General features: G+C 68.0%; 11 protein-coding genes. 5 read left to right on the forward strand and 6 right to left on the reverse strand.

The features are described from left to right. Positions 1-244: 244 nt before the first annotated feature. From KIP79_RS30300 to KIP79_RS30310, 3 genes are read right to left on the reverse strand one after another with little or no spacing between them, the layout of a single operon-like run. Positions 245-1,666 (reverse strand): acyltransferase family protein, encoded by a 1,422-nt coding sequence (locus KIP79_RS30300; protein ID WP_250214081.1) that lies wholly within the window; start codon positions 1,664-1,666, stop codon positions 245-247. 38 nt (positions 1,667-1,704) lie between these two features. Beyond that, on the reverse strand, positions 1,705-3,159 hold the full coding sequence (locus tag KIP79_RS30305; RefSeq protein ID WP_214108370.1) for a tryptophanase: 1,455 nt from the start codon (positions 3,157-3,159) through the stop codon (positions 1,705-1,707). Positions 3,160-3,183: 24 nt separating this feature from the next. Continuing rightward, positions 3,184-4,410, reverse strand: a complete 1,227-nt coding sequence (locus KIP79_RS30310) for an FAD-binding protein (protein ID WP_308169971.1) — start codon at positions 4,408-4,410, stop codon at positions 3,184-3,186. On the opposite strand from KIP79_RS30310, the gene KIP79_RS49715 reads away from it, so the two are divergent. From KIP79_RS49715 to phoH2, 5 genes are all read left to right on the forward strand, one after another. Next, positions 4,318-4,539 (forward strand): hypothetical protein, encoded by a 222-nt coding sequence (locus KIP79_RS49715; RefSeq protein WP_308169973.1) that lies wholly within the window; start codon positions 4,318-4,320, stop codon positions 4,537-4,539. The genes KIP79_RS30310 and KIP79_RS49715 overlap by 93 nt on opposite strands. A 372-nt stretch (positions 4,540-4,911) precedes the next feature. Then, on the forward strand, positions 4,912-7,737 hold the full coding sequence (locus KIP79_RS30315; protein ID WP_214108372.1) for a helix-turn-helix transcriptional regulator: 2,826 nt from the start codon (positions 4,912-4,914) through the stop codon (positions 7,735-7,737). 106 nt (positions 7,738-7,843) lie between these two features. Continuing rightward, a complete protein-coding gene (locus tag KIP79_RS30320; RefSeq protein ID WP_250214084.1) occupies positions 7,844-8,404 on the forward strand; it encodes a hypothetical protein in 561 nt (186 codons plus the stop codon). Between the two features lie 61 nt (positions 8,405-8,465). Next, positions 8,466-9,248 (forward strand): isoprenyl transferase, encoded by a 783-nt coding sequence (locus KIP79_RS30325; RefSeq protein WP_214108373.1) that lies wholly within the window; start codon positions 8,466-8,468, stop codon positions 9,246-9,248. 233 nt (positions 9,249-9,481) lie between these two features. Then, positions 9,482-10,816: an RNA 5'-3' helicase PhoH2 gene (gene phoH2 / locus KIP79_RS30330; RefSeq protein ID WP_372453714.1), complete on the forward strand. Its 1,335-nt coding sequence runs from the start codon at positions 9,482-9,484 to the stop codon at positions 10,814-10,816. 7 nt (positions 10,817-10,823) lie between these two features. Here phoH2 and KIP79_RS30335 read toward each other — a convergent pair whose 3' ends face one another. From KIP79_RS30335 to KIP79_RS30345, 3 genes are read right to left on the reverse strand one after another with little or no spacing between them, the layout of a single operon-like run. Next, a complete protein-coding gene (locus KIP79_RS30335; RefSeq protein WP_214108374.1) occupies positions 10,824-11,351 on the reverse strand; it encodes a hypothetical protein in 528 nt (175 codons plus the stop codon). Next, the gene (locus KIP79_RS30340) at positions 11,348-12,769 is read right to left on the reverse strand and encodes an ATP-binding protein (protein WP_308169967.1); all 1,422 of its coding nucleotides are present in this window, start codon (positions 12,767-12,769) and stop codon (positions 11,348-11,350) included. Before KIP79_RS30340 ends, KIP79_RS30335 begins: the two co-directional genes overlap by 4 nt. Further along, positions 12,766-13,440 carry a response regulator gene (locus tag KIP79_RS30345; RefSeq protein ID WP_214108375.1) on the reverse strand — a complete coding sequence of 225 codons (675 nt, stop codon included), beginning with the start codon at positions 13,438-13,440 and terminating at the stop codon, positions 12,766-12,768. The genes KIP79_RS30340 and KIP79_RS30345 overlap by 4 nt, the downstream gene beginning before the upstream one ends. Between the last annotated feature and the right edge of the window lie 3 nt (positions 13,441-13,443).

The raw sequence follows: 13,443 nt of genomic DNA on the forward strand, positions 1-13,443 counted from the left end.
CGCCCACCCATGTTGACCTTCGGTCGGACCCGGCTCCGCCGGGCTGGTGGGCCTCCCTGCTCCGGCTGGCCGGAAGAGGCCCGGGCGAACGGGAGAACCACGACACCCCAAGCCTTCCGCACACCGCCGTGAGGCGATGGGGGTGGCGAAGGAAGGGGTGAAGTCGTCACCTACGCCGACGGTGGCTGTTGCCCAGGTCGCTTCCTGAAACGACGAAGGTTGGCGGCCGAAGCCCGCATCTCTTCTACCGGTGCATCCGGGGCATTGAGGGCGTTCGCCATAGCTGGTTACTGCCGTGCGCCGGTGGGATCGTTCGGAGGAACCGTACTGCCGCTGCGCCGGAGAGGTAGGCGATCAGTGCTGGCGTTGGCCAGCCGAACAGTGTGGGGATCGTGCTGGGGAGCAGGCTGTTGCTGAGTAGGCCCAAGATGACAGCGGCGAACCCTGTGACGGCCAGTGCCAGGCGTGGTGCTGGGTGGCTCGCTGCTTGGGTCAGGGGGAGTGGGATTCCGTTGGGGGGTCGGGCTCGCTGGGGGGTGCTGCGGAGTTCGATTGGTCCGAAGATTGCGACCAGTAGTGCGAGGACGAGGCTGAACATGATCAGCAATGGGATTCGCCAGGCGTACCAGGTCGCTGAGCCGACGCTGGGAGTGGGCAGGATGCCTGCGAAATGCAGTGTGCCCAGGAGCAGGATCGCGGCGCTGATATGCCACAGGAAGATCGTCAAGATGACGGCATTTACGGCGATCACCCCCAGCCACGCGCGCGAGTGCCGAAGCCACTGTTCAACGCGGTCACGCAGCAGTAGCGCCGCCCCGAGTTGGACGGCGGCCACCGAAAGCAGGGCCAGGCTCGGCGGCGACATGTTGTGCAGCCGCTCCCCTGGCACGTCGATCATGCTGACCGGGTAGGGGCCGACCAGTGTGAGCAGCAGCAACGTACCGAACCCGCCGAACAGCAGCGGCAGCGCCACGCGGGCGCGGTTAGCCGGCAGGCCGTCGCGCCAGGCGAACCCCATCTGGTGGATGGCCAGCCAGCCGAACAGGTAGTTGCCGTTGCCCCAGAACGGCTCACCGAGCAGGCGGGCGAGGTCACCGAGGGCGACAAGACCGACCAACACCAAAGGAACCGCCAGGCCGTACCTGCGGTGCAGGGCGTACATCACCGGGGTCAGCACCACCACGACCAGGTACGCCACGAGGAACCACAGCGGAATCGAGGCGAACCACACCACCAGACGGACCCGGGCGGGACTGGCGTCGAAGAACAGGCGGGCGACCAGCGCGCCACCGGCCATGACCAGCACCAGGGTGGTGGTCGGGCGGATCAGCCGGCCACCCCGGTTGAGCAGCCATTCCGTCGCGTTCCCGCCTCGCCGACGTTCGGCGGCCAGCGACACCGCGTTGGCGTACCCGCCGACGAAGAAGAACACCGGCAGAACCTGCGCCACCCAGGTCAGGGGGTACGCCCATGGCAGGTCCGGCAGCGCCGACGAGGCGGTCAGCTCGCCATGCCTGTCGTAGCCGACCACCGTCACCAGCCAGTGCCCGAGGACCACAGCGAGGATCGAGACTCCCCGCAACAGATCGATGAACCGCTCCCGTGACGGCGGCGTCTGCTCAGCCCGCCGCCGAACACCTCGCAGCGCGGCGCCAATGCCGTCCATGTCGTCAGTGCCTCGTGATGATGGGCATCACCCCACCCCTACCCCCTCATCGCCCGTCCACGTGGCTGATTGCCAGGTGGCAGGTGATCGGAAGGTGGTGCGACGGGTTCGAATCGTGCGAAGAAATGGGCCAGTACGCGCGGCGCCGTCACGAGCCGGTAGGCGGGAGATTTGTGAGCTCCGTCGAGTACGTCCCGCATTGATGCGATGACGTGGTCGAGATGGGCCCTTCCGTAGACGCGTCGCGGTAGGGCGAGCCGGGCGCAGGGAAAGTCCCTGTTCACCAGGGTCCCGCTGGTGGGATCGACGGTGGTGAGATGGAACACTCCGGCGGACATCCGCACGCCGCCGTGCAGATAGAGGTCGGCGGTCAGCGCGATGCCGGGGTTGTCCTCCGGCGTGAGGTGGGGGTAGAGCCTGGCCACGTCGACGTACACACCGGAGCCTCCGGCGGGAGTGCTGACCGGCACGCCGACCTCGCGCATGCCGTCGTGCAGGTACTCGATCTGCGCGACGCGGTGCCGGAGGTAGTCCTCGTCCAGGGCCTCGCGCAGCCCGATCGCCAGAGCCTGCAGGTCCCGCCCGGCGAGGCCGCCGTAGGTGGGGAAGCCCTCGAACAGCACCAGCCGCTGCCGGCACTCGTCGGCGAGCTGATCACTCCGCACCGCGACGAAGCCGCCGATGTTGACCAGGCCGTCCTTCTTGGCGCTCATCCAGCAGCCGTCGGCCAGGGCGAAGAAATCCCGGGCGACATCCGCGACCGGGCGGCCACGCTGACCCGCTTCACGCTGGGTCACCAACCAGGCGTTCTCCGCGAATCTCGACGCGTCGATGAAGACCGGGACGCCGAACCGGTCGGCGAGTTCACGGACGCGTCGCATGTTCTCGAGCGAGACGGGGGAGGAACAGGCGAGATTGTTGACGAGGGTCGCGACGATGGCCGACACCCGGCCGCGATGGTTTTCCAGTGCGGCCTGAAGCTTGTCGAGATCGAAGTTGCCCTTGAACGGGTGCGGCTCGTCGAAATCCCATGCGATGTCGGCCAGCAGGTCCACGGGTAGCGCGTCCCGATACTCGACATGGGCCCGGGTCGTGTCGAAAAGCGTGTTGCTGAGGACGATGCCGCCCGGCCGGGCGATGCTCTGCATCACCAGGTGCTCTCCGGCACGGCCTTGGTGCACGGGCACGATGTGGTCGTATCCGGTGATGTCCCGGACCGTCTGCTCGAAGTCGTCGTAGCTCCGCGACCCCGCGTATGTCTCGTCACCGACCATCAAAGCGGCCCACTGCGTATCGCTCATGGCTCCGGTGCCGCTGTCGGTCAGCAGGTCGATGTAGATGTCCTGGGACTTGAGGTAGAACGGGTTGTAGCCGATGCCCCGTAAAAGTCGCTCCCGCTCGGCCCTGGACGGGAGCCGGATGGATTCGACGACTTTCGTCCGATACGGTTCCCGTACGGGCTCCCGCGGTATCCGTTCGCGTTTATCGTTCATTTCTTGCCTCTGATGGGGGAGACGTCAAAATATTCCTGGCCCTGGGGTCAGGATATGGTCGGGATCGAACCTGGTCTTCGCCTCGGCGAAGCCCTTCCACGCCGCCCCATAGCGATCCCGCCACTCTTCGCTGGATAGCGGTAGGGCAGCGTGCGGGTAATGTGTTCCGTTGAGTTCACGAGCTCGCGCGTAAAGGGACCTGTTGTGGGCCACGGCAGTTTCCCAATGGCCTTCTTCGGCCCATTTCAGAATTCCGAACAGGAAGCACTTGTTCTCCTGGTCCGGCACGCGGAACAACGGGAGATCGAGCTTCCTTCGGTCGACGGCGTACTGGACGACGGGAAAGTAGTGGTCGACCTCCGACGGACTCACCTCGGCCAGGGCGTCGGCGGCGAAGGCCTGGATCTCGGAGGCCGGTACGAAGACGTCGCTCCACACATGGCAGAGCCGGTACCGCCCGTCGGTTTTGAGTTCGTCCAACTGCGGACCCATTCGCATGAGCCAGTCCCGGTAGGTGGAATCCACGGAGGACTCCAGCCCTGACTGGAACTTCAGCCCGGAGAGCACACGATCGTCCGCCGGGCGTTCCGCGGACACGTAGGAGACCAGCTGGAGAAGGTGGTTCCATTCCGAACCGGCGCCGGGCAGGGCCAGGCCGATGACGTAATCCGTCCGCCCGTCGTCCACGACCGTCAGGTGGTCGGAAAGCTGGTCCGCCACGGTCGCGTAGGGCAGGTTGTACACGCGTACGTGCGAGGGCGCGGGGATGAGGCGAACCGTCGCCCGTACGATGATCCCGCATTGGCCGAGACCGCCGAGCACCGCCTCGAACAGGTCGCTGTCGCGCCATCGGGAGCAGGTGAGGAGTTCGCCTTCGCCGGTGACGACCTGTAACTCGTAGGTGTTGTCGATCTGCAGCCCGTATCGGAAGGTGCTGCCGCCGATACCGCCCATGGACAGCGTGCCGCCGACGCTGAGGTCGAGGAAGTCGGTGAGCACCGGAGGCGTCAGCCGGTGGGGCAGGGTGTGGTCGACGACGGCGCTCCACAGGATTCCCGCATCGACGGTGACGCGGTCCTCTTCGAGAGCGTGGACGGCCGCGAGTCCGCTCGTTTCCAGCACGATGCCCCCGGCGACCTGCGACTGCCCTGCGAGCGAGTGACCCTGACCGCGTGGGGCGACGGGGATCCCGTGCCGCCGGCAGAATTTCACCACCGTGACGACGTCTTCGACATCCTGTGGCCGGACCACGGCAGCGGGTCGGTTCCTGATGAAGTGACCGAAATCCTGGGATGCGCCTTCCAGCGCTTCCGGAGTGGTGGTGAGGGTGCCGCGGAGCTGCGAGGCGAGCCGTCGCAGCAAACCGTCTCGCTCGGGTGACGGTGAGCGTGATGACATGTGAACCCCTGGGACGTTGAAGATCACGTACTCGAGCGCGCACGACTACGGCAAATGCGCTGACTGGGCGCGACCAAGGCGGGGAACGGCAGGTTGCCCAGCCTGCAACCGATGCTCACAGAGGCGACCACCGAGGCAACTCACTTGAACCGGGTAGTCCGCAGTCGTCGATACTCACGTCCTGAGCGCTCCGCACCCCACCTGAACCGAGTAGTCAGCGGACTTGTGTGCCGGCCGCTGCGCACCTGGGAGCGTGCGTACAAGTCATTGCCAAGTGCTGTCAGCACAATCAGGCGTATGAGGTCGAAGAGCAGCAGGGTTCCTGCCCTGTCCCCGCCGGCGCGAGTCTCCCGCGTGGCACAAGGAATTCCTGGCCTGGCCTCCGACCACGGCTTTCCGCCGTGGAGGCAGGCTGATGACGACAGCCGGGCCGGCGAGCCCAGCCGTTTTGTTGGCCGCGACCACGAGCTCGCCCGCTTGAGGGGATGCGCCGAGCGGGTCCGCTCCGGCCTGACCGAGGTGGTGGTCGTCGAGGGTGAGGCCGGGATCGGCAAGACATCTCTGATCAATCGGCTGTTGCAGGATCTGGATGACTTCCTGGTGTTGCGGGCCACCGGCGACCGGAGTGAAACCGATCTTCCGTTCGGTGTCGTCGACCAGCTGACCAGGTGCGTTCCGGGTGATCAGCTGGAGGAGTTCACGCTCCTCGGGCGGGACGCGCTGACTCCGTACCCCGGGAACCACATGTCGCCCTTCTCGGTGGGCGCACAGTTCACTCGCCTGCTGGACCAGCTTCAGTCCGGGAGCCCGATCGCGATCGTGGTCGACGACGTGAACTGGGCCGACGATTCGTCACAGCGGGCGCTGGCTTTCGTGATCCGACGTCTGTGGGCCGACCGCGTTCTTCTGGTTCTCACGTTGCGACCCGAAGAGATGACGCTTTCACCGGCCGCTGTCGACTGGCGGCGACTGGTGCTCGGCGTCTCCAACGGTGATCGTCTGGTCCTGAGCACGCTCTCCCTGGAAGAGGTCACAGCCTGGGCGGAACGGGAGTTCGCCGGGCGTTCCCTCCCGCCCGGTACGGCAGAAGCCCTTCACCATGTCACCCGAGGGCACCCGCTCCACCTGCAGACGGTCCTGGCGGAGATGGCCGGCCCTCGCCTTGCCCCCGCTCCTGTGCCCCGGCCGCTGTCGGCTGCCCTCCGGCGGCAGGCCGGACTCCTTCCGGTGAATTCCCGAGCCCTTCTCGAAGCGCTGGCCGTGCTGGACACCTGGGTTCCGCTCCGGCTCGCCGGCCATGTGGCGGGCCTGGACGACGCGGAAGCGGCCGTTCAACCCCTCGTTGACACCGGCTTCGTCTGGCACCGTGCCGAGGGTCCGACGAGCAGCGTGTCGATTCGGAACGAGCTCCAGCGGGACGCGGTCGTGAGCACGACCTCCCCATGGCGTCTTCGCGAACTGCACGCCACGGTGGCGCCCCTGGTGAACAGCGCCGCCAGTTGGCGGCACAAGGTCGCCGCCGCCGGAGTGACGTCTCCCGGCCTCGCCGCGGAGCTGGAGGGGGCCGCGGCGAAGGCCCTCGAAACCGGCGACGTCGAACGTGCCGCCACCTATCTGCTCTGGGCCGCGGATCTGCTCGGCGAGCGCGGGCAGCGTGAGCGGTTGCTGCTGACGGCCGCCGCCCATCTGATCTGGATTGACAAGTTCTCGCGGGTGGAGCAGTTGATGGACGAGGTGCGCTCATGCGAGCCCTCAACGCTCCGGGACCTGGTCATCGCGGCTTTCGCGATCTCCCAGGGCGAATCCACGGTTTCGGAGATGCGACTGGCTCGGGCGATGGACTCGGCCGAGTCCGCTCCGGGCATGGCGTGGGCCGCCGCCATGGCGGGGGTCTGGCTGGGGACGTACCTCATCATCAAAGGACAGGGCGAGGAGGCCGCGCGATTCTCGCGACGAGTGCTGCGGATGGACTTTCCGGGCATGCATTTCGCGCGACGCGCCAAAATCAACCTCGTCTACAGTTCCGGCTTTCACGGACCGCAGGCGGCTCTCCGGCGACTGGATGAGGTTTACGGTCCTGCCGGGTCCGCTGCTGAGGACTTCACCGCGGACCACCTCATGTGGCGTGGCATCCACCGTTCCCTGGCCGGCGAGCTGCGGTCCGGCGCCGAGGACATCCAGGAGGGCCTGGACTACGGAAAGGTGCTCGGCCAGCCCATGCTCGACGAGTTCGGGCAGATTCACCTCGGCCTGATCCGGTACCTGTCCGGCGCCTGGGACGACGCGGTGATCAGTACCAGGAAGTCCATCCTGGTGCAGTCCACCGAAGGCAGACCCTGGCTCTACGCGCATTCCTACGGTCTGCTCGCGGCTGTTCACGCGGGACGAGGTGACTTCGTCTCGGCCCAGAAGTGTGCCATGACGGCCGAGGACTCCCTCCTCGGCGTCAGCTGTCTGACCTGGGTGATCATGGCGAAGGCCGCCATCCATCAAGCAGCCGGTGACTATCGGTCGATGCTGGACGCCATGCGCCCGCTGATCGACACGCCGGAAACCACGGGACAGCGAATGCTGGAGTTGTGGTGGTTACCGGTGTACGCGGAGGCGCTCATCGAGTGCGACCGGAGAACGGAGGCGGAGGAAGTCCTGGCGCGACTCGGGTCGCTCGCCGCGGATATCCCCTATCTCCGCCTCGCGGAGCCCTGGTTGTGCGGCAGGTTCGCGGACCGGAGCAGTGACCACGAAACCGCGCTGAGCATGTACGAGCATGCCGTGCGATCTCCGGTGGACCTGGATGAGAACCCGATCCATCGCGCGTTCGCGGAACAGGCCTACGGCACGGCACTGCTCGCCGGCGGTTATGCGGAGGACGGGCACGCCTGGCTGGCCACCGCTCGCGACCGGTTCACGAGTGTCACAGCGTTCGCGTTCGCCCGGCGGTGCGAGAAGCGACTCGCGGGTGCGCGATCTTCCGCGCCGGCGGCGGCCGACAAGCTGGCGGGCATGACGGAACGGGAGCGCCACATCGCCCATCTCGTGGGCAACGGACTGACCAACAAAGAGGTCGCGGCCGAACTCTTCATCAGCACGCACACGGTCAACTACCATCTGCGGAACATCTACGCGAAATTGGGCATCAGCAGTCGGCGCAGCCTGCGGGACCATGTCCGGGGGATTTAGCCAGGAGCGTCGGGCAGGTGCCCGATCGTTCCCCTGTGCGTTGATCTGAGCGAAAGAGGGAAATTCGTCCGTTTTGGGTGGGTTCTGGGGCGGTAACTTTCATGGCATGGGGGGTCTACGTTGTGTGGATGGGTCGTACCTGTCGGTTGATCCGGTGGTCTGCCGGGATCGTACGGGCGCGCCGTACGAGGTCACGCTGGCGCTGAGAAGGGACGGCACGCCCTACGGGACGGTCGGGGAGCGCTGTGGATGGTTCCTGGCTCGGGTCGCGCGGGAGGTGGTCCGGGCTCGGGATGAGAGCGGTGCGTGGGCGGATCCGGACGACCGATTTCCCGAAGGGACGGAGGAGCTGTTCGCGCTGCGGTATCGGGCCCGGACCGATGTGGTGGGGCAGGGGGAGCTGCGGTGCCAGCTCAGGACCATCCCGTCGTGGGTCCCGCGCGAGGGCGGCGGGCAGCGGGGCGAATGGCGGGTGACCAGGCGTGCCTTCCTGGAGGCGTGGGGTGGGAGTGGCGTCGGGCTACGCGCGGTGCTGACCTCCGGGCAGCTGGCCGGTTTCCTCAATGACCTGGTCAGAGAGGCAGAAGCCCGACTTGGCACGCATTACAGGACAGAACCCAACAGCAACGTCATATGGGGAGCGGGCACAGTCCTACGCCCCCGATAATTGCTTGACCCCGGCTGTCTCAGAGTCGGCCTGAGACGGCGGGCCGAAATATGGGGGCCCCATGGGCGTGCGCGAACTCCTCTACCGCAACCTGGTCTACAAGGTCTACGAGCGCAGGCTGGAGCGGAAGCTCGCCGCCGCGGACGGCCCGATCCCCAGGCACGTGGGCGTCATAGTGGACGGCAACCGCCGCTGGGCCAGGATGATGGGCCTGGAGGACGTCAACCGCGGCCACCAGAAGGGCGCCGACAAGATCACCGAACTGCTGGCCTGGTGCCGCGAGGCCGGCGTGGAGTACGTCACGCTCTGGCTGCTCTCAACCGACAACCTGTCCAGGCACAAGTCCGAGCTGGAGCCGTTGCTCCAGGTCATCGAGGGGTTGGTGGGGAAGCTCGTCGATCAGGGATGGCACATCAAGCCGATGGGATCGCTCGATTTGCTCCCAGATCACACGGCTCGTGTCCTGAAAGATGCAAAAGAAGTGACATCGGACCGTCCCGGGCTGATTGTGAACGTTGCGGTTGGGTATGGAGGAAGACGTGAGATCGCTGATGCGGTGCGTTCCCTCCTACAGGAACACGCCAGCAAGGGCGCGAGTATCGAGGACCTCGTGGAGGTCCTCGATGTGGAGCACATCGCCGAGCATCTCTACACCCGCGGCCTGCCCGATCCTGACCTCGTCATCCGGACGTCGGGCGAGCAGCGGCTCTCCGGTTTCCTGCTCTGGCAGAGCGCCCACTCCGAGTTCTACTTCTGCGAGGCCTACTGGCCGGACTTCCGCAGAGTGGACTTCTTGCGGGCGCTGCGCTCCTATGCGGCGCGTCACCGGAGGTACGGCTCCTGAAACGCCACGTGAACAGCCCCGATCAGACAGGGTTGAGGCGTTGGCGGGCGGGGATTCAGGTCGTACCGTAAGAAGGAAGCAGCAGTGCTTTCCTCGGGAGAGGGCCCGTTCTTGCGTCGTTTTGACCTTGCGAGGGGGGCCGGCCCACGGTTCCGCCTCGGCGGGGCACGGGTCCGGTCCGTTCACCACCAGTCAAGGCAGGGCGCCAACCCCTGGCGCCCGGGGGAGAACGCGTGGCATTGTCCTCGACCAACCCGTCCACCTCGGTTCCTACGTCGTCCCGTCGTACGTACATCCTGGACACATCTGTCCTGCTCGCTGACCCGGCGGCGATGAGCCGGTTCGACGAGCACGAGGTTGTACTTCCGATCGTCGTCATCACCGAACTGGAGGCGAAGCGACACCACCCTGAACTGGGCTACTTCGCCCGAAAGGCGCTTCGCACCCTCGACGACCTCCGGGTGCGGCACGGGCGCCTCGACGAACCGATGCCCATGGGCGAGGGCACCATCAGGGTCGAGCTCAACCACAGCGACCCGTCGGGGTTGCCCGCCGGATTCCGGCTGGGCGACAACGACACCCGCATCCTCACCGTCGCACAGAACCTCGCCAGCGAGGGGTTCGACGTGGTGCTCGTCTCCAAGGACCTGCCGATGCGGGTCAAGGCGGCCTCCATCGGGCTGGCCGCGGAGGAGTACCGGGCCGAGCTGATGGCCAACGCCGACACCGGCTGGACCGGGATGGCCGAGCTCCAGGTGACCGCCGAGGACGTGGAGGCCCTGTTCGAGAACGGCACCGCCGACCTGGAGGAAGCCCGCGAGCTGCCCACCCACACCGGGCTGCGGCTGCTGACCAGCAAGGGCTCCGCGCTCGGCCGGGTGCTGCCCGACAAGTCGGTCCGGCTGGTCCGCGGCGACCGCGAGGTGTTCGGCCTGCACGGCCGCTCCGCGGAGCAGCGCATCGCGCTCGACCTGCTGATGGACCCCGAGGTGGGCATCGTCTCGCTCGGCGGCCGGGCCGGCACCGGCAAGTCCGCGCTGGCCCTGTGCGCCGGCCTGGAGGCCGTGCTGGAGCGCCGCCAGCACCGCAAGGTGGTCGTCTTCCGCCCGCTGTACGCGGTGGGCGGCCAGGAGCTGGGCTACCTGCCGGGCACCGAGAACGAGAAGATGGGCCCCTGGGCCCAGGCGGTCTTCGACACGCTCGGCGCGGTGACCACGCCCGAGGTGATCGAGGAGGTGCTCGACCGGGGCATGCTGGAGGTGCTCCCGCTCACCCACATCCGGGGCCGCTCGCTGCACGACGCGTTCGTGATCGTGGACGAGGCCCAGTCCCTGGAGCGCGGGGTGCTGCTCACCGTGCTCTCCCGGATCGGGGCCAACTCCCGGGTGGTGCTCACCCACGACATCGCGCAGCGTGACAACCTGCGGGTGGGCCGGCATGACGGCGTGGTCGCGGTGGTGGAGAAGCTGAAGGGCCACCCGCTCTTCGCCCACGTCACCCTGACCCGCTCGGAGCGCTCGCCCATCGCCGCCCTGGTCACGGAGATGCTGGAGGAGATCGCCCTCTAGCGAGCCCCTAGCGGGGCAGCTGACGGCCCTCGGCGGCGAGGCCCCAGTACTCACGGCAGGTGTGCTCGCCGTAGGAGACGGGGCCGCGCTCGTCGGTGCGGGTGATCTTCACGACCCAGATGTCCTGCCGCTGCCGCATGGCGGTGCAGGTCATCTGGGCCAGGGCCAGTTTGCCGAGCCGTCCGCCGCCGGCCACGAACAGGGAGAGCCGGAAGCCGTCGGCGTTCTCCGGGTCGTTGCGTACCGTGCTGAAACGGGTCAGCTGGCTGGACTGCCAGCGCAGGCCCGTCAGCGCGGTGCTCAGGTTTCCCGTGGTCCGGGTGCCCGCCTCGAACAGGGCCGCCATCACGTGGTCCATCGCGTGCGAGGCCACCGCCACCCGGCTGGGCTCCAGGCGGTTGTCGCGGAGCAGGTAGACGGTGGCGAAGGTGGACTTCGGGCTGATCACGGGGGCCTTGCCGCCGTCCAGGACCTCGGTCGGGCGCACTCCGCAGGCGGTGACCAGCAGGATCAGCAGGATCGCGGTTCGTCTCATGGGCGCGGTATCCACAGGGTGAACTGGGTGCCGGGGTCGCCCAGCTTCACGGTGATCGTCCCTTGGTGCAACTCCGCGTTGGCCTTGGCGATGGACAGGCCGAGGCCGCTGCCGTTGCTCCTGGCCCGGTTGGCCCCGGCCTTGAAGAACCGGTCGAACACGTGCGGCAGCGCCTCCCGGGGAATGCCGGGACCGTGGTCGCGGACCATCACCTCCAGGCCGCTGGGCAGCACCCGGGCGCTGACCAGGACCGGCGGCGCGCCGTGGCTGAGCGCGTTCCCGGCCAGGTTGGCCACGATCACGTCGAACCTGCGCGGGTCCAGCGGATAGGTCAGGCCGCTGGGCACGGTGAGCTTGACCCGGTCGGTCCAGCCGCGTATCTCCAGGCAGTCGGCCAGCGCGTCCCCCACGTCCACGGTCTCCGTGTGCAGCACCGCGGCCCCCGAGTCGAACCGGCTGACCTCGATCAGGTGCTCCACCAGCACCCGGAGCCTGTCGATCTCCCTGACCACCAGGTGCACCGCCTGCCCGGCGTCGGGCGGCAGCCGTTCCGCCTCCTCGCTGAGCATGTCGGTGACCGCGGTCATGGTGGTCAGCGGGGTGCGCAGCTCGTGCGAGACGTCCGCCACGAACCGGCGGGACATGGCCTCCAGGGTGCGCAGTTCGGAGACGGTCTGCTCCAGCGCGCCGGCGGTCTCGTTGAAGGTGGCGGTCAGCTCGGCCAGCTCGTCCCTGCCGTGCACCGGCAGCCGGGTGTCCAGCCGCCCGGCCCCGAGCGCGCGGGCCGCCGCGACCAGCCGCCGCACCGGCAGCAGCACCTGGCGGGCCGACAGCAGCGCCACGGTGAGCGCGATCACCAGGGTGAGCAGGCCGGCCTGGACGAGCGCGGAGCGCAGGTTGGCCAGCACCCGCTCCTCGTTCCGCATGGAGAGGAAGACGTAGAGCGACATGCCGGTGGAGCGGGTGGCGCCACTGCCGGTCAGCCGCTCCACGTCGGTGCCGACCAGCAGCGTCGGCTCGCCCCTGATCACGAGGGTCTGGTAGGAGAGCCGGTGCCGGGCCCGGGCGCGCAGCTCGTCGGGGATGTCGGCCACGCCCAGGGTGGCGCCGGGGCTGAGCCGGGGCGGCTCCTGGCCGTACTCCAGGACGACCTGGCGGTCCGGGCCGCTGAGCGACTGCACCAGGCCCTCCAGGTCGTCGTCGGTGACCGAGGCGTCGTTGGGCCAGAGCAGGTCGCTGGTGCCGATCGGCAGGGTGAGCCGGTCCAGCACGTCCCGGACGTCCTCGATGGCGCTGATCTCGGCGCGGCGCAGCAGTTCCCCCCGGACCAGCTGGTAGCCGATCCCGGCGACCATGGCGGAGGCGGTCACCGCGACGATGGTGAAGGTGACCACCAGCCGGTTGCGCAGGCTCCTCACGGGGGGCTGAAGCGGTACCCGAACCCGCGTACGGTGTGAATGAAGATCGGCTCGGCGGGGACCGGCTCGATCTTGGCCCGGATGCGCTGCACGCAGGCGTCCACCAGCCGGGAGTCGGCCACGTGGGTGTGGTCCCAGACCGAGCGGAGCAGGTAGCGCCGGTTGAGCACCTGCCCGGGGTGGCGGACCAGCTCCAGCAGCAGCCGCAACTCGGTCGGGGTGAGGTGGATCTCCTTGCCGTCCAGGGTGACCTTCAGCGCGCCCCGGTCGATCACCAGGTCGCCGAAGGTGATCCGGTCGGTGGCGGCGGACTCCAGGCGGCGGAGCACCGCCCGGATGCGGGCGTCCAGCACCCGGGGCTCCACCGGCTTCACCACGTAGTCGTCCGCGCCCGCCTCCAGACCGACCACCACGTCCAGGTCGTCGCCGCGCGCGGTGAGCAGGATGATCGGCAGCGAGTCCAGGCGGCGGATGCGGCGGCAGACCTCGACGCCGTCGATGCCGGGCAGCATCACGTCCAGGATCACGATCTCGGGTCGCCGGGCCCGGATGTGGTCGAGGGCCTCCTCGCCCGTGGCGTACGCGGTGATGGAATGCCCCTGCCGGGCGAGCGCGAGCTCCAGTCCGGTACGGACCGAGGGGTCGTCTTCGACCAGGAGGATGCCTGCCATTGG

The sequence above is a fragment of the Acrocarpospora catenulata genome (assembly GCF_018476525.1).
Taxonomy (GTDB): domain Bacteria; phylum Actinomycetota; class Actinomycetes; order Streptosporangiales; family Streptosporangiaceae; genus Acrocarpospora; species Acrocarpospora catenulata.